The sequence below is a fragment of the Photobacterium sanctipauli genome (genome assembly GCF_003026495.1).
Lineage (GTDB): Bacteria > Pseudomonadota > Gammaproteobacteria > Enterobacterales > Vibrionaceae > Photobacterium > Photobacterium sanctipauli.
Genome location: NZ_PYMA01000031.1, coordinates 1 through 21,247 on the forward strand (window position 1 = coordinate 1; position 21,247 = coordinate 21,247).

Sequence of the window (21,247 nt, forward strand, 5' to 3'; positions counted from 1 at the left end):
AAGTAATGAATGAATTGACTGTGGATACTTAAAGTATCATTGGTCACTCAGTTTCATTGATAAATCTTTTGACTATCATTTCACGAGTGCCCACACAGATTGCATGGTCAAATTGTTAAAGAACAATGTTTGCCACAACCGCTCTATTTCAGTGCTTTGCCGTGACAACGGAGGCGCATTATAGAGACTTGATTGGGTTTGGCAACACTTAAAAATAAATAATGTGGCCAAAACAAACCAACCGGTCACTTATTGACCAATAAGTTTATTCCAGAGCAAAAAACAAACTAGATTTCCGCTTGTTCTTCTATTCGGCTTACCAACTCTGGTGGTAACCCCAATGCTTTGGCGAGTTCATCAAGGTAAGCGCGCTCCAAAAAATGGTCGACATCTATAGCCAGCAGAGAAACTAGGTATACTTCTGAGGCTTGCGCCATGTTTTCAACTTGGGCGCTAATAACACTTGGATCTAAAGGTTCATCAATCCATCGCTGTATACACGACTCAGTATCATGATCTAATTGTTGCTCATGCATCCAATTGGTGATTGCTGCCCGTTCGCTATCATCGATATGGCCATCAGACTTGGCAGCAAACACCATTGCTTGGATTAATAGCCCATCCTTACTACTGGCTTGTTCCAATTGTGCTGGCTCTGCCGCATCACCACCAGATTCAGGCTGGTCATGTTGATACTTTTTATATGCTTGATACGCCAGTGTACCAACTAGTGCAGTGCCACCCACAACGGCTGCTTTCTTGCCATATTTTTTAGCCAACTTTCGACTTTTCTTATTACCTAGCAAAGTGCCGACTAATCCACCTCCAACTGCGCCCTTTAGCAAGTCACTGGAAGAGCCTGATTTGCTACTTCCCCCTTCCATATACTTACTCGCCTGATTGAGCAATTTATCCATCATACTTTTCATCTTTCCCTCCTCGCTGCACTGGTTTCAAAAAGCGACTTAAAATTGAGTTACCAGTGATAAACAGCAAAAGTGAATATCGGTACTAGGAGCAATTTTCCAAGACTATTCTTTTATTGATGAATATTAAATGAATACCAAGTAAAGCTATGTAAATAGCTGCAAAGAGATACATACAAAGAAAAGCCCCTCTTAATCTTTACGAAAAAGAGGGGCTTGGCGATTAACAAAAGGACGGTTTACTGCTTTGCTTCTATCTGGCCATCTGTTGCCGAAACAGTAATCGGGCTTCCCGAAACAAACTTGCCAGACAAAATATCCTGGGCCAGTGGATTCTCGATATATTGCTGAATCGCGCGTTTAAGCGGGCGTGCACCAAACACCGGATCGAACCCAGCCTCAGAAATTAAATCAAGCGCACTTTCATCTAATTCCAATTGATAGTCGCGCTCTTGAAGCCGCTTCACGAGACGCGCAACCTGAATACTCGCAATATTCTTAATATGCTCGGCACCCAGAGGGTGGAATACCACAGTTTCATCAACACGGTTGATAAACTCTGGGCGGAAGTGGTGACCTACCACTTCCATCACCGTATTCTTGATACCGTCGTAATCCAATTCACCAAAGTGCTCTTGGATACGATCAGAACCCAAATTGGATGTCATGATGACCACACTATTGCGGAAATCCACCGTACGCCCTTGCCCATCCGTCAAACGGCCATCATCAAGCACTTGTAGCAAGATATTGAACACATCTGGGTGAGCTTTCTCAACTTCATCCAACAAGATAACTGAATATGGACGGCGGCGTACCGCTTCAGTGAGATAACCACCTTCTTCATAACCAACATAGCCAGGAGGAGCACCAACCAAGCGGGCCACCGAGTGTTTCTCCATAAACTCGGACATGTCGATTCGTACCATGGCATCTTCACTGTCGAACATAAAGTTTGCCAATGACTTACAAAGCTCGGTCTTACCCACCCCTGTTGGGCCCAAGAACAAAAACGAGCCAATTGGACGGTTAGGATCTGATAAGCCAGCTCGGCTTCGGCGTATTGCATTCGCCACGGCATCGACGGCTTCATTCTGGCCAATCACGCGTTTATGCAGCTCTTCCTCCATCCGTAATAATTTATCGCGCTCGCCTTCTAGCATCTTGGCTACAGGAATACCGGTTTGGCGAGAAAGTACTTCCGCAATTTCAGCATCTGTCACTTTGTTCTTTAACAGGCTCATTTCCTGCATTTCAGCTTGGGCAGCAAGATCCAACTGCTTTTCCAATTCAGGAATTTTACCGTATTGCAGCTCAGACATGCGATTTAAGTCACCGGCTCGTCGGGCTATCTCCATGTCCATACGGGCTTGCTCTAGTTCAGTCTTGATGTGCTGGGTACCGGATAATGCTGCTTTCTCAGCATTCCACACTTCTTCAAGCTCAGCATATTCACGTTCTTTCGCTTCAAGCTCTTCATGCAATCCGCTCAAGCGCTTCTGGCTTGCCTGATCATCCTCTTTGACCAGCGCCTGCTCCTCAATTTTCAGCTGGATGATCCTGCGTTCAAGGCGATCGAGCGACTCTGGCTTAGAGTCGATTTGCATCCGAATGCTGGATGCCGCTTCATCGATCAAGTCTATTGCCTTGTCCGGCAGCTGGCGGTCCGAGATGTAGCGATGGGACAAACTTGCTGCTGCAACTATCGCCGGATCGGTGATCTCAACATGATGGTGCAACTCATAGCGCTCTTTCAGGCCACGAAGGATCGCCACGGTATCTTCAACCGTCGGCTCATCCACCAGCACTTTTTGGAAACGGCGCTCAAGTGCGGCATCTTTCTCAATGTATTGGCGGTATTCATCCAACGTTGTTGCGCCAACACAATGCAATTCACCGCGGGCCAGCGCAGGTTTTAGCATATTCCCGGCATCCATTGAGCCTTCGCCCTTGCCGGCGCCGACCATGGTATGAAGCTCGTCAATGAATAGAATAATGCTGCCTTCTTCCTGCGATAGCTCGTTAAGTACGGATTTCAATCGCTCTTCAAACTCACCGCGGTATTTCGCCCCCGCAATCAATGCCCCCATGTCTAACGACAGGACACGTTTATGGCGCAGCCCTTCAGGCACTTCACCATTGACAATTCGCTGGGCTAATCCTTCGACGATGGCGGTTTTACCAACCCCCGGCTCACCGATGATCACCGGGTTATTTTTAGTCCGGCGTTGCAATACCTGGATTGTGCGACGAATTTCATCATCACGACCAATGACAGGGTCAAGCTTACCTTGCTCTGCACGCTCGGTAAGATCGATGGTAAATTTTTCCAGCGCTTGTCGATTCTCTTCGGCATTGGGATCATCAACATTCTGGCCCCCGCGAACTTTTTCGATAGCTTGCTCAACCTTCTCTGCGGTCAAGCCTTTTTCTTTCAGTAGCTGCCCCAACGGCCCCTTGTCATCAACAGCCGCAAGGATAAATAGCTCTGAGGAAATGTATTTGTCTTTTCTTTTCTGTGCCAGCTTGTCGCACATGTTGAACAGCATCCCCATGCCATGGGATAGCTGGACATCGCCACCAATACCACTCACTTTCGGCAGACGATCTAGCAACTCGGCAAGCCCCGAACGCAACTGGGTCACATCGACATTCAGCAACGTCAGCAATGGACGAATAGTGCTGCCATCCTGATTAAGCAGTGCCACCATCAAGTGGGCAGGTTCGATGTACTGATGGTCCCGCCCTAATGCTAGCGATTGAGCATCAGAGATCGCCATCTGGAATTTGCTAGTAAAACGGTCAAGACGCATAAGTCCTCCTCTGTCTTCTTAATGATCATATGGAGGCAGCAATCGACGCTTTCAAGCACTTCGAACTATTTGTGATCCCACCGCGATAGTAAAACAACATAACAAACCGCCAAGAGTTTGCACTTTGGCAGCGCTTTCATCTGTTTCGAGTGAGGTACCCATCCGGTGATTGACAATGTTTTATCGAATGCCATACCACCTAATGGTACAGCATTCGATATAAAAGGAAATTCGTTATGAACAAGCAGCACCTAACAGCCATGGCGATCGCTATCACCGCACTAGCCACCTCATCATCGGTGTTAGCCCAACGTGATATCCAGGAAAAAAGGCAAGAAGCCCGCCAAGAGGCAAGAATAGAGCACCGAACAGAAGCGCGTATCGAGAACCGTCGCAATGCTACCCCCCAACCAGGCAACATCATCATTATCCAGAACGCGATGCTAAGAACGGTTAGCTACAACGGCATTGTCTTATTGCACGATACCGTTAACCAACGTTTTTACCGCTCAGCAGATAACGGCTACAAAGTGTATAACGTGCCGTATGGCGCGAAAATCGTCGAACTATCGAGCCCTAGCCCGATGAACATTACCCTGCTGAACTAATTCTACTGCGCACAAAAAAGCCCTTGTCAGCAGGCCGCGACAAGGGCTTTGAATGTTTATCAGGGCTGATGTGTGGCTATTCAAGCCAAATCAGCGTTGCCTGTCGGCCAGTGACACCATCGCGGCGATATGAGTAAAACTGTTCGCTATCACTGAAGGTACAATACTGACCGCCAAAAACTTGGTTAACCCCTGCACGATTCAGGCGCTGGGTCGCTAGCATATAAAGATCAGCCAGCCATTTGTCATCCGGATTGTCCGCCACAGGCTTAAAGGCTTGCTGGGCAGCGGCATCAACAGCGATAAACTGCGCCCTTACCTCCCCGCCGACTTCAAATGCCGTAGGCCCGATAGCCGGCCCCATCCAAGCAAGAATGTCTGATTTATCACCAGAGAACCTCGCAATGGCTTCCTCAATAATGCCATCCACCAAGCCGCGCCAACCCGCGTGTACCGCAGCCACCTGGGTGCCCGCTCTATCGCAAAGAATCACCGGCAAACAGTCTGCCGTCATCACGGTACAGGCCAACCCCTTGCGCTGGGTATAGCTACCATCCGCGTCAGGGATCTCGACTAGAGGGGTTTCAAGATCAACCACTACCGTGCTGTGGATCTGGTTAAGCCATTGGGGGGCATTCGCCAGCTGTAGGTGGCTTTGTAGGTTGCCACGGTTGGCATTGACAAGCGCGAGGTCATCCCCAACATGGGCACCAAGGTTCAGGCCTTGGTACGGCGCTTCACTCACGCCGCCAACTCGTGTTGTTGTCGCGGCCCTTACATTTGCTGGCGCCGGCCAGTCGGGGAAAATAACCATATTAGTACTCGTCGTCCTTGTGTGCTTCTTTGTCGTTGCGCAGGATGTTAATCATCGCCACCATATCAATTGGCAACGGTGCGCGCCACTCCATCAGCTCACCGGTAATTGGGTGATCAAGGCGAAGCATTCGTGCATGAAGTGCTTGGCGATCAAATGCGCGCAGTGCCTGGATCAACTCTTCTGATGCGTCACGAGGTGGACGGGGGCGGCCACCGTAGGTTGCATCACCAATCAGTGGGTGATTCAAGAAAGACATATGTACGCGGATCTGGTGGGTACGACCGGTTTCCAAACGCAATACGATACGAGTATGCTCACGGAAATGCTCAGCCACACGGTAATGGGTGATCGCGGGCTTGCCCATTTCATTAACGGCCATACACGTACGCTTGGTCGCATGGCGGCCAATCGGCTTTTCAACCGTACCGCCACCGGTCATTTTACCCATCGCAATCGCTTCGTACTCACGGGTGATCTTGCGCTTTTGCAGGGCACGAACTAGACGAGTCTGAGCCTGGATAGTTTTCGCTACCACCATCAAACCTGTTGTGTCTTTATCGAGACGGTGCACGATACCCGCACGCGGTACTTCGGCCAAATCCGGGCAATGGTGTAGCAGCGCATTCAGCACGGTACCGTCTGGGGTACCCGCACCTGGGTGCACGACAAAGTCACGCGGCTTGTTGATCACCAAGATATGTTCATCTTCATAAACGATATCCAGCGGAATGTCTTGGGCTTCCCAACGCACTTCATCTTCGATTTCAGCGTTGATCAGTAGCTCTTCACCACCCATCATTTTGCTACGAGGCTTGGTTGTCACCGTTCCGTCGACAGAAACCATGCCATTAAGAATCCACTCTTTGATCCGCGAGCGGGAATAATCAGGGTATAATTCAGCAATAACCTGGTCTAGGCGCAGGCCTAGTTGGCTATCTTTTACCGTATTTGTTAACTCTATCTGCTGTGCCATAGCGAACTTTTTTAAAAAGCGTGGGACTAAACGTCAAACGCTGCGTAAAATAACATAATAGTGTCATTGTATCTGTTAACGGTCATAACCGTAATGGATCAGCAGAAATAAAATTTTTATCAAGGAAACAGACACCGCAATGAAACGCCTGACAATCACGACTTTGCTTGCCGTTGCCATTCTTTCAGGCTGTTCAAGCACTGAAGAAGTTGTACCTGATGTACCGCCGTCCGAGCTGTATGCCACCGCTCAGCAAGCGCTGCAAAACGGCAGCTGGACGACGGCTATTGAGCGATTGGAAACCCTAGACTCCCGCTATCCGTTCGGTGCCTATTCCGAGCAGGTTCAGCTCGATCTCATTTATGCCTACTATAAAAATGATGATCTTGCCCTGGGTGAAGCCACCATCGATCGCTTCAACCGCCTGAACCCAGCCCATGAAAAGGCAGACTGGGTACTGTACATGCGTGGTTTGACTAGCATGGCGCAGGACCGTAGCTTTATGCACGACCTGTTCAATATCGACCGTACTGACCGCGATCCTGAACCTGCGCGTAAAGCCTTCCGCGACTTCAAGCGACTGCTGGAGCGTTACCCTAACAGCCGCTACACCGCGGATGCCCAAGCGCGCATGGTCTTTTTGAAAAACCGCCTGGCTGAATATGAGTTGGCAGCCGTCGATTTCTACATCCGCCGTGAAGCTTGGGTCGCAGCAGTTAACCGCGCCCAAAAAATCCAAAGTGAGTTCCCGAACACGCATGCAGCACGCGAATCGTTGGAATACATGGTTATTGCATATGAACAGCTGGGGTTAACGACACCGCTTGAGAACACCCGCAAACTGATTGCGTTAAATCCAAAGTAGGCAAAAACCTTATAGATAAAAAAACAGCAGCCAAAAGGCTGCTGTTTTTTTATGGTTAAATTTTTTTCAACGCTTATGAGGTATTGATGAGGTATACCGCTCAGGAAATGGCCTTTCAGGCTAGCTACCTAGACGGTCAGTTTTCACTCAAGCTATTGTTATAAATCGAATTAAACCCCTGAATAGCACCAGCCACCAGCGTTCTCTATTCCTTCATACTGCCGTAACTTTCCAACCGACTACAAGTATTTTCTTCAAACTTTTTTGCAACAAGCAAAGCCAGATCACAGAATTTTTCTGGATATTATTGCGAGGTTGTAACTGTGATATGGATCACAATATCCAATCCTGAATTTAGTAATCTGAAGTCAACCCAACGAAGGGTAGCAAAAGAGGAAAGATAATTATGACAGCAAACATTACCGGCAAAAACCTAGATATCACCCCTGCTATCCGTGAGCGTATCGAGTTTAAATTCAAGAAGTTAGAAAAATACCAAGTACCATTTATCAGCCAACAAGCTGCCATTAGCACCGAGCCGAACCGTCAATTTAAAGTTGAGATTTCTGCTGCAATTCCGGGAGGTCAACTCGTCGCCTCAGCAGAGCAAGATGACATGTACGGTGCAATTACTGAGGTATTCCAAAAACTAGAACGCCAGCTTAACAAACAGGCTCACAAACCCGCTTCTCGTCGTGCCAGCCACAGCAACAAGCCAGCGGTTGAAGAAGAAGAGACCGAAGCATAATTACATAGAGGAATTCGACAATCAGCCCCGCCCATGCGGGGCTGATTAGTTTCTGCTTGACAAGCCTTGGCTGGCTGAATAATGTTGAGTCATACCTAACACAAAACAATCAGATTTAATTTATGCAACCTACCCAACTGTTTTTCTTTAGCTTCTTTTTTATGTCACCTTAGTGGGGGCTATTCGTTACGCAAGAAATAAGCTAAAGACGAACAGACAGCCTCCTTAACCAAGGGGGCTTTTTTGTACCAGTTGCAGATAGACAGGGACCTACAATGACCGAACCTCAGTATTCACTGGACGACATCAGGAAAAATGTCAGCCGTATCGACAATGAAATTATCAAGCTGCTTGCAGAGCGCCGCCAGGTAAGCCTTCAAGTTGCCAAAAGTAAAATCCAAACAGCGAAACCTGTTCGCGACCTGCAGCGTGAACAAGAGCTACTGTTACGACTGATTGAGACAGGTAAAGCACAGCAGCTGGACGCCCAATACGTTACCCAGATATTCCACGCTATCATCGAGGACTCGGTACTGTTCCAGCAAGCCTACCTTCAGAAGTTAACTAACCCTGAAAGCCTGCAGCCTGTTGCCCGTGTTTCATTCCTTGGCGCAAAGGGCTCATACTCCAACCTGGCTAGCCGCAACTACTTCAGTAAAAAGCAAACCAAACTCGTCGAGATCAGCTGCTCAACCTTCCGTGATGTATTGCACGTAGTCGAAACAGGCAATGCCGACTACGGGGTACTGCCGATTGAAAACACCAGCTCGGGCTCAATCAACGAGGTATACGACCTACTGCAGCACACCAGCCTGTCCATCGTCGGGGAAATCACCCAGCCAATCGAGCACTGCCTACTGACAGCTGTCGATACCAACCTAGATCAAATCGACACCCTGTACTCGCACCCGCAACCGCACCAGCAATGTAGCGAATTCCTGCATTCTATGGGCAGCATCACCCAAGAGTACTGCTCAAGCACAGCAGAGGCGATGAAGCTGGTCGCCGAGCTAAAACAACCCAATGTCGCAGCTATCGGTAACGCATCAAGCGGTGAACTGTACGGGCTAACGCCGTTGAAAAGTGACATTGCCAACCAGCAAGAGAACTTCACCCGCTTTATCGTCGTGGCACGCAAGCCGGTGGAAGTAACCTCGCTCATTCCGGCCAAAACAACCCTGATCATGTCCACGGCCCAGAAAGCCGGTTCATTGGTTGAGTGTCTGCTCGTATTGCGCAATCTGAACATCAACATGTCTAAACTAGAATCTCGCCCAGTGATCGGTAACCCTTGGGAGGAGATGTTCTATGTCGATGTCGAAGCTAACCTGAAGTCGGACGTGATGCAGGAGGCATTGGAAGAGCTAACCCGCCTAACCCGCTTTATTAAGGTATTGGGTTGCTACCCTAGCGAAAATGTTACCCCGGCCGAAGTCGAACTCAACGACTAATCCTCACCCGACTGACCGGTACGGCTCTGCCATACCGGTTATACTCGAGCCAGCAGCTCGGCGACCGTTCCGGGCAAAGTCGCCAACCAGACATCCACGGCACTACGCAACTGCTCCGGCGAACCTATCGGCGCAGCAGAAGGGTACAGATCGACGCCTAGTTGCTCCAACAACTGCAGTACTGCCGACTGGTACTGACTAAACGCCCGGGCCTGGTATAACTGGGCCGCAACCAGGTCAACCTGCGCCCGGAAAGCATCCAACTCATCCATTGGCCCGTACCTTAACCGCTGGCTCTTGATAACAGAGATCTCATGTTGCAACTGCGAACGCTGTCGATAAAGCTGCCAACGACGCTTTTCGCCATGAACAACAAGGTTGGCTTCTCGTACCTGATCGAGCACTGACACGGCCAGCACCACCGAGGATAATTTCTCCAGCTCAACTCTTTGATTCATTTCACGGATCTTATGCGGCAAAGCGAGCAATTCAAACAGCTTCATTGCGATATTGAGATCAACCTGAACCCACTCGGTATTGTTGAGCGTCGGCTCGGAGTCATAGTGATAAGATGCACCAAACTGAACGTTCGGCAGGGCACTGAGCCAAGTGCGCCTGACTTCGAGCTGGGCATTGCGAATCCGGTAATCCGACTCGCGCAGCTCCGATCGGGCATACAAGGCGAACTGCTCCAACTGCTCAACCGGGTAATTACCGATTTCCGGGAGCGGTGCCCACTGCGAATTTGGCGCCAGCTCTATATTGAGGCTCGGTGCATTAACTATTACTGCCAAGCGCTGCTTCGCCTGCAAATAACTGTCCTCCATATCCTTGAGCTGAATCTTTAATCCCAAAAGCTGCTCGCGATATTCCAGCAACTGCACCGGATCAATCAGCTGACTGGTCGCCAACTGTCCGGCTTTGGCTAAACTAGCACTGATCCCACTCTCGAGGTCTTTCGACTGCGATATCACCGGCTCTAGGGTCGCGACTGTCAAATAGGCCGAAATGACTTCACGAACGATACGGGTAGCCACCCGCCGCTGCTGTTCACCGGCCTTGAGCAGATCATTACTGCTTTGCCGTGCTTCGAGATAAGCTTGCCCGAGATCCAGTGCCGACCAATAAACTGCTGCCGAGCCAGAGTGGCGGTCTCGATCCGGCGGCGTGGGATCAAACTGTTCCCCGCCATCATTGTTACGAATCGAGCGGTTGAATGTCAGATTAGAAGCCGGAAGTTGTTTATATATCGTATTGGCCAGTTCGGTATCGGCAATCATTAACTGCAGGCGCGAACGCTCCAGCTCCAGGTTATGCCGCAAAGCCTGTACAATCGCATCGCTCAGTGATAGTGCGGAACCAGCTGCCGGGCGGCGCAATACCAGATAACGGTGCTGCTCATTAACCCGTTCTCTGATCTCCTGTTCAGTGACCGGCTGCGGTTGGACTGCACACCCGGACAACAGCAAGAGCAGCCACAAATAAAGTACTCTGCTACGCATGGCTACGGCTCCCGAAAACTTTCATCCAAGGCCCGGGCTATCGGATACAACAGATAAGAAATCAGGCTGCGTTGACCGGTATTAATATTGGCTTCTAAGGTCAACCCTGGCTGCAGGCGGAAATCATCCGGGAGCTGGCGAAGGTGTTCCTGGCTGAGAATGTCGATCCAACCGCGGTAAGTCAAAGTCTTACGACCACTTACCCCATCCTCCAAGGTGTCTTCACTCACCTGGCGCAATTCCCCGGACAAGGTGCCGAACTTGGTGAATGGTAGCGTATCCAGCTTAATGGTCACCGGGTCACCGGGTACGACCTGACTGATATCTGCCGGATTAAGATCCACCACCACTTCCATCGGGCTGTCAACCGGTACCAGCTCAAACAGAAAGTCACCATTATTGACCCGGGTACCTATGGTTTTATCAGCATATCGCAACACGATGGCATCGAATGGGGCGAAAATGTTCACTAACCGTAGCCGCTCCCGAGAAGCGACCAGCTGCTGTTTAAGCTCAATAAATTCTCGGATTGACTCAACGAGCTGCAACGAGGTATCAGCATTTCTCTGGCTAAGGAAACGCTCAATACCGGCTTGCGTGCTACTGACTTCAGCCGCTAAGCCGACCAAGCTACTTTCTATGGCAGCCTGACGTCTTCTTGCTTCCAACCACTGGCTTTGAGCCGTAAAGTACTCTTCTTTACGCGGCCCCTGACGCCTAAATTGATCTTTTTCTTGCTGGAAGCGCTGTTTTTTGTCGCCTACCAACTGGCCGAGCAACACCACCTGCTCAGTGACAATTGAACGCTCCCCCCTTAAGCTCTCCATTCTCAGCTGCAAGCTATTGAGTTGCTGCTTTTTGCTGCTTAATGATGCTTCCAGCTCTGCTTGACGGGCACGATACAACGCTGCTTCTAATCTTTGCTGTGGACCAACCTGAAAAGCATCAAACGTCGCCTCCTCATCCAGCTCTGCCTGCAAGCGGCGGATCCTTGCCTCAGCACTTTTAACCTGATATTCGAGTGCCTTAACATCCGCCAGTGAAACCGTGTTATCCAACACCGCCAGAAGTTCGCCTTTTTTGACCTGGCCTTTAGCCACGACAAAAGTATCAACCTGAGCTAGGCACAGCCAAATCACGACCAAAACCACCAGCCCGAGCAGACTCCATACCCCAGTCCTCAGCAACCGGGTTGGCCGATACCGACGTAACTGCTCCCATTCAGGTAATATCTCCGCCGGTAGCGGCGTTTGTTGTTTGGTCATAACGCCACCTCTTGAGCCGTCTCAAGGATTCCAGCAAACTGCCGCTGCCACAGCTGGCGGTAGAGCTGGCATCGTTTGAGCAACACGCCATGAGGAGCAAAGTCGACTAACCGCCCCTGATCCAAGACCAGCACTTTGTCCATCCGAGGCATACTCGACAACCGGTGAGAAATATTGAGTAGCGTCCGTCCCTGGGCAATTTGATTAAGCCGCTCCAGAATATGTTGCTCGCTTTCAGCGTCCAGGGCACTGGTCGCTTCATCAAGCAACAGAATCTTCGGGTTATCGAGCAGGGCTCGGGAAAAGTTCAGCCGCTGTTTCTGTCCGCCGGAAAGGTTGGTGGCATTTTCTTCCAGTTGAGTGTCATACCCTTGGGGCAGGGCTTCGACAAATTGATCTGCGCCACTGAGTTTGGCGGCCTGGATAACGTCATCGAGGGATTTATCTGGACGCGCTTTGGCAATGTTATCCCGCACCGACCCACGGAACAGGAAACTTTCTTGCAGCACCACCCCGATCTGCGAGCGCAAATAAGGCAAGTCATACTCCCGCAGATCACTGCCATCGATCCGGATATAGCCCTGATTTGGCTGGTAAAAGCCTTGCAATAACCGGGTCAGGGTACTTTTACCTGAACCGCTCGGTCCGACAATACCGACTTTTTCGCCCGCCGGGATGGTGAGGTTGAGTTCTTTGAGTACCGGAGGCTGTTGGGGCTGGTAACTAAAACTCACGTCTTCCAATTGGATCTTTCCGGCAACCACCGGGGTGATGCCGCCGGTACGCAACCGTTCAGGCGCACAATTGAGTACCCGGCCCAACATATCAACGCTGATAGCCGTTTGCTGGTATTTACTCGCCAACCCCACCAGCTGAACCAGAGGCCCGGCGATCCTGCCCGCCATAATGTTAAACGCTATCAGGGTACCGATGGTCATATCCCCGGACAGTACTAACTGAGCTCCGAGCCAGATAATGGTCAGGGTCATGGCTTTTTGCCAAAAGCCGCTGATTTCATTGATATAACCACTCCAACGCCCGACCTTATGCTGGCACTTGACCACGCTGGCCGTGGTCGCCAGCCAATCCCGTTGTTGCTGAGGCTCCAGTGCCAAACTCTTGATGGTTTCCATACCGCGCACAGTTTCGACAATCAATGACTGCCGTTCGGCCTCGGCCTGATAGAGGGCTTCCAGCTGTTGCCGGTAAGGGCGTAATACCACCAGCAAACTACAGATTATCAATATCGAAAAGCCGACAACCAGCCAGCTCAGCGTCGGGCTGAACAGCAGCATCACTGGAAACAGTACCACGACGGCACTCACTTCAATCAGCGTAAACAGCAAATTACCGGTGATGAACTCGCGAATACTGCTGGCTTCCTGGACCTGCTTTGCCAGCTTACCGGCAGCAACCTGCTGAAAGAAAACCAACGGCAGGGCTAACATTCGCCGACAGGTCAGGTGGGCAATTTCAATATCCAGCCTGGCAACCGCATGTAAAATAAGAAGATTTCTTAAGATTGCCAATACAGCACTAGCGACCAAGGCCACCAGTCCGCCGATAAATAACACCTGCAAGGTCGAATACCCCTGATAGCCGATGACTTTGTCAAACACCACCATCGAAAACATCGGCACCACAAACGCAATCAAATGCAGGAATAACGAAATCACCAATACTTCATTGAGCAGTAACGGCTGCTTAAGGCACTGCTGAAACAACCAGCGAAACCCAAACGGCTGCTCAATGGTTAACGGGTCACCAACAGGCTTTACCAAAATCACCCTGCCCTGCCAGTTACGGCGGAACTGTTTTTCCGGAATCGCCAACAATTCAAGGCTGTCTGCCTGGGGATCCTGGACCAGTACCTGCAGTTCCCCCTGCTCTGACGCCTTGACCCCGGCAGCAACCACATAACTATCGTTTTTAAGCTGGATCAACGCCGGAAAGCTGCTACCCAACCGCAGAAATGTCTGCCAGTTGAGTTTACAGTCCTTAGCCTGCAGCCCGCTGTTATTCACTAACAGGGCTAAAGCTTCAGGAGCCATGGTATCATCCTTAACCCCATGCTCCCGCTGCAGGGTTTGCACCGAGTGATATACCCGGTGGTAACGTGCTATCAGAACATATGCTTCCAATGCGGTGTTCATCTACACCTCCTGTTTTAAGCAAAGTTGGGGGAAGTCGCCGGCGACGGCTCGGCGCTGACTTGCTCCTCTGACTGCTCACTGTCACGCTGGGTAACCAATCCCCGCTTTTTCAACTCTTGCAATAGCTGGTTGTGGCTTTGCCAGCTTTTTAAAAACGCTTCCGGCGACATTACCAGCCGCAGGTTATGTTCCTTGGGCGGCTCCTTGCCACTGGTTTCGGGATCCACGCCATAGGTATAAAAGTCGACCCGGACATTACCGGCAATAATCGCGACATTCTCAATGCCATCAACAAAGTGCTGTTCAGCCATAGATTGCTCCTTATCATTCCATGAAAAAAGCCAGGCTTATTTTAAGCCTGGCTGAGAGTTAAGCTGCTGCTACTGCTGTTTCTACTTGCTGTTTGGTGCTCTGTAACTGATCAACCACCGATGCGACCAAGGCATGAGCCCCCTCATTCAGTTGCTCAACATCACCAAAGGATCCGCTGCCACTATTAAGCCAGTCGATCGTCGCCTGGGCCCCCTGCTCCAGGGCAGCACTGCTGTCAAAGGCCGAAAAGTCATGGCGCTGAGCCACAGTGTCAGCATCCAGTTCATCCCAGTAACTGGTCAACTCAGCGAATGAGAACTGGCTACTGGTACCATCATTAAGCTGAATCAGATCCTGATCTTCCCAATTGCTGAGGCCGATCACCCCGATCGATTGTTTATCGAGTACCACATCCAACTGGCTGCGATCCGCCGACAGGACCAGGTTGTCCATAGACAACAGCAACTCTTGCTGGCTGGAATTACTGCACAGCAGCAAGGTATCGACATCACTGTCATTAGCGGCTTCTTCAATATCCAGCCGACCACTGCCAAAGGTATAGAGGTAGGTATCCTCACCAGCGCCGCCGACAGCACGGGAGTCGCCAAAACCGGACACAAAAAAATCATTACCGTCGCCACCGGCATTGAGTGCCTCATCAGAGAAGCTCAGCATCTCCGCCAGCGCCTCACTACCGCTACCACCGAAGCTTTCTGCAACTGTGTCTAATGCCGAAGTGAGGGACGACAATACTTGGCTAACCACCCCGAGTCCGGCATCGTCGAGTAAGTCCATGGTCGCCCAGCCAAAGTCGAGGAAGGTATCAGCCCCCTCGTCACCATAAGCCGCGCCTGCCAGCCCGAGGTTGAACACCAGATCATCCCCCTTACCGGCATGAGTCAGGTTCCCCAGCCCCAAGTTGATAATAAAGTCATCTCCCAGGCCGCCAGTTACGGCATTACCGGCCCCAAGGTTCGCCACCACATCATCACCATTGCCGGCAGCAACAATCGACAGCCCGCCAGTTGCCACTATCAGGTCATCGCCATTGCCACCATAAGCCTCATTCATCAGCCCTGCCAGCAAGATACCGTCGTCACCACCGTTAACTTCGACATAGTTCTTCACCCCAAGACCAAAAATCACATCATTGCCAGCGCCGAAAGGATCAGCAGTATCACCGATAACCTTATTGCTTAGCCCGAGAACAAATGCCAAATCGCTACCTTTATGGAGCGACACTTCATTTTCAACGCCCACCGCCACTGCGATGTCATCATTAAATAGCCCCTCAACTTTGTTACTGCGACCAATCGCCATCAGGGTTCCTGCTGCATTTCCTGATGCAACTTCATTCTCGTTACCGAAGGCAAACAATACATTGTTAGTCGTGGCTCCTGCACCTGACTCGCCTTTGAGGGTATTCTTGTTACCGATTGCTGCCATCAGGTTATCTCCTGAGCCGGACGACAGTTCATTTTCAGCGCCGATAGCCAAAATGACATCGTTGTCGATACCGCCGAAGAGGTTATTGTTCTGACCAATCGCTAAGGTGACATTGTTACCGCTCATATCACGCCAGAGATTATCTTTACCAACCAGCAAGCTCAGATCATTGCTCTGATCACTAAAGACAGCATTTTCCTTACCGAAGGCTAGAGTCAGATCATCGCCTTTGCCGCCCATCAAGCGGTTGGTATCGCCAAAAGCGAGCATGGCATCGCCCCAGTGCCCCTGTTCGTTCTCCTGCAGCAAGTGATAGTCAAAATCCAGCTTAGGTATACGCTCCTGACAATTCACCCCGGCAACATTAGGAATTGAGAACGTCGGCAACATCAGTTCCTGCGCCGCCAGCGTCAGGGCATCGGTTTCGATATAATCTCCGAGGTTGAAGTCAGGAATCGAAAACTCAGGTACGGTAAACTCCGGTACTTCAAAACCGAAGAACTCTCGTCCGCCGAGCGTGCTGCCCAGCACACTGAAGCCACTGAGGTCAAAGCCATTGAGGTTAAACTCCGGCACCGACAACTCAGGAATATAAATCGTCGGCAACGCCACAGTGGTATAGCTTATTTTCTCTGCTTGCGTCTCGCCCTCGGCTGCTGGGGTAGTGTTATAATTCTCACCGGCCGTAGATTGCCACTCCCCCGCAGAAGCCCCAACGTTACCGGCCCCTTCACTGGCAGATCCGCTATCAAGCGCATAAGCATTGTTATAAGCCTGGGCTGAAGCTTCAGCCGCTGAGACATCAATCGTGTGGATACTGTAAGTGTTAAGGTAGGCACCATCCGGGGTAATTCGCGGCAAGAACTCAGTAAATGATTTAAAAATCGTACTATTGCTGCCGTCATTGGAGGTATAACCAAATAGATCCGCCGCCACCGCATCGATACGGCCGAACAGCCCCGAACTGATATCCAGGCTGTAGTGGATATCCATCGAGAAATTATCGACTTCAAGGCCAAAATCATTGAGGTTGGGCATCGCCAGTGATGGCAAAGTGATGCTGGGTATATCAATTTCCGGAGTACTGATGGTTGGTAGCCTGATTTCCGGTAAACCATAATTGCCCAGCGAGCCATAAACATACCCCGGCGCCGACTTCAGTTCGGGGATTGGCGGAATATCAAAATCATACTGCGGGATATTGAGTTCAGGGGTTTTCCAGTCCGGTATATCAGGGTCGGAGAATTCAATTTCAGGGAACAGAATCGAAATATCAGCACTGAGGGAAATCTCCGCTTCCAATTTCGCCTGGCCGAGCAGTTCATTGCCGGCAGGATCATCACTGCGCTTAGTTTCACCGTCATCCTGTTTCTTCTTTTCATTAAACAGGTTACCGGTACCTTTTTTGATTTCACCGATATCAGCCGTCGACAAGGCAATCTCATTATCGGCGGCGACTATGTTGCGCTTACCGAAAGTGACAATGATGTCCGAGCCACTCCCAGCAGCAATCCAGTTTTCTTTACCTATGGCGGTGATCACATCATCACCACTGCCGGCAAGCACCACATTGTTCTGACCCATAGCCAGCACCAGATCATCACCGCCTTCACTGATGACAATGTTACGCTGCCCGGCAACCGCAGTGATGTCATCGCCCCAGCCCATCATGGCAACGTTGTTCTTACCACCGATGATCGCGGTGTCATTATCGCCCCCGGTATGAACAAAGTTCATTTTGGCGAAAGCATAAACCGTATCTTGTCCTGAGGCGGTGGAAATTACGTTGTTTGAGCCCAACGCCGCCACAGCATCCTTATGGCTGCCAGTGAGGACGATATTATTGCCACCGGCGACCATTACACTGTTATTACCGTCACCGGCCAGCATGATATTGTTTTGGCCCAACGCTAACAGGGTATCTTTGCCGCTACCGCTCCAGAACAGGTTGTTTTTACCCACACCAACCAGGAAGTTATCACCGTTGCCGGCAAGCATAAGATTATTGGCCCCGAGGCCAAAGAACTGGTCGTTGCCGCTGGCCCCCTGGAACACATTATTATTGCCGATTGCCACTGCAACGTTATGGCCACCGCCCATCACCATAATATTATTAGCGCCTGCGGCCAGGACATCATCACGGCCACCGGCACCGATAAACAGGTTATTGGTACCAACAGATGTCATGGTGTTATTGCCACTACCGGCAATGAACAAGTTGAAGTCACCGGCTGTTTGCAGGTGATCCTGGCCGCTACCGCCCCAAACAATGTTATAAGCGCCAAGGGCCGTGATATCGTTGCTCCCATTACCGGCCACCACAGCATTGGCATAGCCGAATGTCACGATATGGTCGTTACCGGAACCGGTCTGCACCAGGTTACCGCCGCCATAGGCTTTAACCACATTGTGGCCTTCACCGGCCAGCACAATATTGCCAACGCTGGTGGCATTGGCGAGGTTCTTGAGGTTCTGCACCCCGGTATCTTTGCCGAAGTCATCACCGTTTTCAGTGAGGATTGAGGTCAAGCCACCGGCGCGGATTTTGTCATGGCCACTGCCGCTGACGATAAAATTGCCGAAACTATAGGCACGGATTTCATTACCGGTGGTTTCGCGCCAGGTTCTCTTGCCGGAACCATAAGCCCCTGAGCCGCCGCCATTACCGGCCATCACGATATTTAAACCGCCTTCAGCACGAACCTTATTTTTACCATCGCCAAGCAGCACCGTATTCAAACCACCAGCGGCATAGACATCATTACGACCGTTGCCGGTAAACACAAAGTTAGCCCCGCCATACGCGTCAATCGTATTACGGCCGTTACCGACCAAAGCAATATTCAGCCCGCCGTAAACATTAACCTGGTTATCGTTGTGGGCGGCCTGAATAATATTGGCCCCGCCCCGGGCGTCTATCTTGTTATTGCCATAGCCAGCCAAGATATAATTGAGTCCGCCGTAAGCTTTAATCACATCATGACCATTACCGGCATTAATACCCTGACCGCCGATGCTTAAGGAGTCGATAGTATCGTTACCTGAACCGGTGTTGATCTCCGCGCCTGCTGCCTGCACTTTGACATAGTCATTACCGCCGCGGGTATCAATCTTGACGCCGACAGCCTGCACATCAATGGTGTCATGACCGTCACCGACAAACACGTTGCCGCCGGCGGCCCTGAGTACCGCGGTATTATTACCATGGCCGAGATCGAGCAATCCGACTCCGGCCCCAACATAAGCATAATCATTGCCGCTGCCAGCCTTTACTTCAGCGCCACCGGCACGGATATCGATATGGTTATCCCCCCCTTTGGCATCGATTTTGACCCCAATTGCCCGGACATTGATCCGGTCGTTGCCATTGCCGACATAAACGTTACCGCCGCCGGCGCGGAAATCGATCGTATTATTGCCATGGCCGAGATTAAGCAACCCCACCCCGGCACCGACATAGGCGTAATCATTACCGCTTCCCGCCTTAACCAGGGCGCCGCCGGCACGAATATCAATGTGGTTATGACCTTCTTTGGCATCAATGTTGACCCCAAGTGCCCGGACCAAGATTTTGTCATTACCATTGCCGACGTAAACATTACCGCCACCGGCCCGCAAATCGACGGTGTTATTGCCATGGCCCAAATTGACCGCAGCGCCCCCGGCACCGATATATGCGTAATCATGGCCATTACCTGCGGTTACCCTGGCGCCGCCAGCCCGGATATCAACATGGTTATTGCCGCTGCCCAGTTCAACATTGGCCCCGGCAGCGCGAACATTGACCCGATCATTGCCGCCGTTAGTCCGGGCCCGGCCATAAATTCCACGCAAGTCGACAGTATCTTTACCATTACCGGTCCAGACATCCGCATAGGCACCACCGGCATAAACATAGTTATCGCCCGACCAGCCGGTATACGCTTTGGAGCGTAGCCCTTTGACTTCAATGCGGTTGTTACCATTACCAGCATGGACGTCAGCACTGATGCCACTGGTATATATCTTGTCATGGCCGCTGCCGGTCCGTACCTTTACCCCGGCTCCTTGAGCATGAATAGTATTGTGGCCGCCCCAGCTGGTTACCTGATTGTAAAAGGTGCCAAAGGTATTGATATAGTCACTACCGTAGCCGGTCGTGACCGAAGTTTTACTGGAGCTAGCGCGGATATTGCGGCGGCTGCTGCTGGAGCCGTGCTTTTCGACAATATTGGCAGTGCTTAACAGGTGAGAGATATGAACGTTTTTATAGCCGCTGCCGAGTTCAACATAGGCTTTACTGCCGGAAGTTATCCGGTAATAGTCTGAGCCAGAGCTATTATAGATATTAACGTGCACCGCACCGACATTAACATAATCATTGCCGGAGCCATCCCAGATATTGAGCCGCCAGACCGCCTTGTTGGAGTTACCGATACTGTCATTGCCTGAACCGGCATAAATCCATGAGGTATTGGTGGTATGCCCGGCACTGAGGTTGTCATTCCCGCCTCCGCCATAGATTTTACTACGATGGGTTAAACCGGCCTTGATACGATCATTACCATTGCCGCCCCGGTAGGTTTTAGTTCCCATTTTTTTCTCCTTGATTCAATGGGCTAACTTACAGAGCGAAGCAATACCGCTTGTCTCCCTCAACCACGGGAACATCTGTGACAATTTGCTTCAGAAAATCTTCTCAACGATCTCAGGAAAGCAACCGCGGCCTATACCCACGGTGATGGCGAAACAGGCGAGTTTGGCCAGTTTGCGGATCTACCCGGCGGCACCAAGCTTGGTCATAATCAACAAAAAGATTACCCAGTTCACGGCGGAGCTGCGCGCAGTGACCAAAAGGGGCAATAAAATCCATAAACCACAGAAAGGAGCCAGACTGCCATTGGCCGACTGGCAGCCACTGATCAGCTTCGAGCAACTGTTGATGCCAGTCTTCAGATATCCAGGCCCAAGTAACGAGCCCGATCGGGCCGTTAGAATCGTAAAAGATCTGAAACTGCTGTAATTCCAAGGCATGTAAGAATCGATCTTCCAAAGCTGACAACCGGTACTCCTGATGGACTGGAGATTGCAGCAATAACCATGTCATTTCGCCTAACAACTGCATTTTTTTGCTGTCACTGTGCCTGCTGATAATTCCATAACTCCCCTCTAACTTGGTTCACTAGGTGTTTATCCATGGCTTAAAAAACATCAAATATGAAACAAAATATTCCGTAAAGCGATAAATCAGAGCTCCTGTTAAAAGAATGTTACAAGCAGAAGCACTTTGCTACTTATATTTCGATTCACAGTTCACAGTTCTTGGTTGGACCAGTCATAAAACCAGAGGCATATGAAATATTGATTCCACTTTTGCCTAGGTTTATCT

14 protein-coding genes and 1 other annotated feature are annotated in these 21,247 nt (G+C 50.6%); of the genes, 4 read left to right on the forward strand and 10 right to left on the reverse strand.

What is annotated here, in order from left to right; genetic code table 11:
• Window positions 1-287: 287 nt before the first annotated feature.
• Both C9I98_RS25775 and clpB read right to left on the reverse strand, forming a co-directional pair.
• Window positions 288-929 carry a tellurite resistance TerB family protein gene (locus C9I98_RS25775; RefSeq protein WP_107272657.1) on the reverse strand — a complete coding sequence of 214 codons (642 nt, stop codon included), beginning with the start codon at window positions 927-929 and terminating at the stop codon, window positions 288-290.
• A 236-nt stretch (window positions 930-1,165) separates the two neighbouring features.
• Complete coding sequence (clpB, locus tag C9I98_RS25780) at window positions 1,166-3,739, reverse strand: ATP-dependent chaperone ClpB (protein WP_107272658.1); 2,574 nt, start codon at window positions 3,737-3,739, stop codon at window positions 1,166-1,168.
• Window positions 3,740-3,975: 236 nt separating this feature from the next.
• On the opposite strand from clpB, the gene C9I98_RS25785 reads away from it, so the two are divergent.
• A complete protein-coding gene (locus C9I98_RS25785; protein WP_036831488.1) occupies window positions 3,976-4,347 on the forward strand; it encodes a hypothetical protein in 372 nt (123 codons plus the stop codon).
• 76 nt (window positions 4,348-4,423) lie between these two features.
• Here the strand turns inward: C9I98_RS25785 and pgeF are convergent, their stop codons facing one another.
• Together pgeF and rluD are read right to left on the reverse strand one after the other, a co-directional pair.
• Window positions 4,424-5,161, reverse strand: coding sequence for a peptidoglycan editing factor PgeF (pgeF, locus tag C9I98_RS25790; RefSeq protein ID WP_036831491.1), 738 nt, complete (start codon window positions 5,159-5,161; stop codon window positions 4,424-4,426).
• A 1-nt stretch (window position 5,162) separates the two neighbouring features.
• Window positions 5,163-6,137, reverse strand: coding sequence for a 23S rRNA pseudouridine(1911/1915/1917) synthase RluD (rluD, locus tag C9I98_RS25795; protein WP_036831493.1), 975 nt, complete (start codon window positions 6,135-6,137; stop codon window positions 5,163-5,165).
• 139 nt (window positions 6,138-6,276) lie between these two features.
• Between rluD and bamD the strand changes: the two genes are divergently transcribed.
• The 3 genes from bamD (at window position 6,277) to pheA (ending at window position 9,201) form a co-directional block, all read left to right on the forward strand.
• The gene (gene bamD, locus C9I98_RS25800) at window positions 6,277-7,002 is read left to right on the forward strand and encodes an outer membrane protein assembly factor BamD (RefSeq protein WP_036831495.1); all 726 of its coding nucleotides are present in this window, start codon (window positions 6,277-6,279) and stop codon (window positions 7,000-7,002) included.
• Between the two features lie 406 nt (window positions 7,003-7,408).
• Window positions 7,409-7,750, forward strand: a complete 342-nt coding sequence (hpf, locus tag C9I98_RS25805; RefSeq protein WP_036831497.1) for a ribosome hibernation-promoting factor, HPF/YfiA family — start codon at window positions 7,409-7,411, stop codon at window positions 7,748-7,750.
• A gap of 125 nt (window positions 7,751-7,875) precedes the next feature.
• Window positions 7,876-7,997: a sequence feature (Phe leader region), on the forward strand.
• 28 nt (window positions 7,998-8,025) lie between these two features.
• Complete coding sequence (gene pheA / locus C9I98_RS25810) at window positions 8,026-9,201, forward strand: prephenate dehydratase (RefSeq protein ID WP_036831500.1); 1,176 nt, start codon at window positions 8,026-8,028, stop codon at window positions 9,199-9,201.
• Between the two features lie 38 nt (window positions 9,202-9,239).
• On the opposite strand, the gene C9I98_RS25815 is transcribed toward pheA, so the two are convergent.
• The 6 genes from C9I98_RS25815 to C9I98_RS25840 form a co-directional block, all read right to left on the reverse strand.
• The gene (locus C9I98_RS25815; protein WP_036831503.1) at window positions 9,240-10,703 is read right to left on the reverse strand and encodes a TolC family protein; all 1,464 of its coding nucleotides are present in this window, start codon (window positions 10,701-10,703) and stop codon (window positions 9,240-9,242) included.
• Window positions 10,704-10,705: 2 nt separating this feature from the next.
• Window positions 10,706-11,968 carry an HlyD family type I secretion periplasmic adaptor subunit gene (locus C9I98_RS25820; protein WP_036831505.1) on the reverse strand — a complete coding sequence of 421 codons (1,263 nt, stop codon included), beginning with the start codon at window positions 11,966-11,968 and terminating at the stop codon, window positions 10,706-10,708.
• A complete protein-coding gene (locus tag C9I98_RS25825) occupies window positions 11,965-14,109 on the reverse strand; it encodes a peptidase domain-containing ABC transporter (protein WP_158262715.1) in 2,145 nt (714 codons plus the stop codon). Before C9I98_RS25825 ends, C9I98_RS25820 begins: the two co-directional genes overlap by 4 nt.
• Window positions 14,110-14,135: 26 nt before the next feature.
• Window positions 14,136-14,432, reverse strand: a complete 297-nt coding sequence (locus C9I98_RS25830; RefSeq protein ID WP_036818063.1) for a hypothetical protein — start codon at window positions 14,430-14,432, stop codon at window positions 14,136-14,138.
• 58 nt (window positions 14,433-14,490) lie between these two features.
• Window positions 14,491-20,454: a beta strand repeat-containing protein gene (locus tag C9I98_RS25835; protein WP_107272660.1), complete on the reverse strand. Its 5,964-nt coding sequence runs from the start codon at window positions 20,452-20,454 to the stop codon at window positions 14,491-14,493.
• Window positions 20,455-20,566: 112 nt separating this feature from the next.
• The gene (locus C9I98_RS25840; protein ID WP_051901774.1) at window positions 20,567-20,983 is read right to left on the reverse strand and encodes a toxin-activating lysine-acyltransferase; all 417 of its coding nucleotides are present in this window, start codon (window positions 20,981-20,983) and stop codon (window positions 20,567-20,569) included.
• Window positions 20,984-21,247: the final 264 nt, after the last annotated feature.

Coding starts and splice junctions, on each gene's coding strand:
- C9I98_RS25840 (WP_051901774.1), bottom strand. CDS start 20,983: ATGCAGTTGTTAGGCGAAATGACATGGTTATTGCTGCAATCTCCAGTC.
- C9I98_RS25785 (WP_036831488.1), top strand. CDS start 3,976: ATGAACAAGCAGCACCTAACAGCCATGGCGATCGCTATCACCGCACTA.
- C9I98_RS25830 (WP_036818063.1), bottom strand. CDS start 14,432: ATGGCTGAACAGCACTTTGTTGATGGCATTGAGAATGTCGCGATTATT.
- C9I98_RS25815 (WP_036831503.1), bottom strand. CDS start 10,703: ATGCGTAGCAGAGTACTTTATTTGTGGCTGCTCTTGCTGTTGTCCGGG.
- C9I98_RS25820 (WP_036831505.1), bottom strand. CDS start 11,968: ATGACCAAACAACAAACGCCGCTACCGGCGGAGATATTACCTGAATGG.
- pgeF (WP_036831491.1), bottom strand. CDS start 5,161: ATGGTTATTTTCCCCGACTGGCCGGCGCCAGCAAATGTAAGGGCCGCG.
- bamD (WP_036831495.1), top strand. CDS start 6,277: ATGAAACGCCTGACAATCACGACTTTGCTTGCCGTTGCCATTCTTTCA.
- C9I98_RS25835 (WP_107272660.1), bottom strand. CDS start 20,454: ATGGGAACTAAAACCTACCGGGGCGGCAATGGTAATGATCGTATCAAG.
- clpB (WP_107272658.1), bottom strand. CDS start 3,739: ATGCGTCTTGACCGTTTTACTAGCAAATTCCAGATGGCGATCTCTGAT.
- pheA (WP_036831500.1), top strand. CDS start 8,026: ATGACCGAACCTCAGTATTCACTGGACGACATCAGGAAAAATGTCAGC.
- C9I98_RS25775 (WP_107272657.1), bottom strand. CDS start 929: ATGAAAAGTATGATGGATAAATTGCTCAATCAGGCGAGTAAGTATATG.
- rluD (WP_036831493.1), bottom strand. CDS start 6,137: ATGGCACAGCAGATAGAGTTAACAAATACGGTAAAAGATAGCCAACTA.
- hpf (WP_036831497.1), top strand. CDS start 7,409: ATGACAGCAAACATTACCGGCAAAAACCTAGATATCACCCCTGCTATC.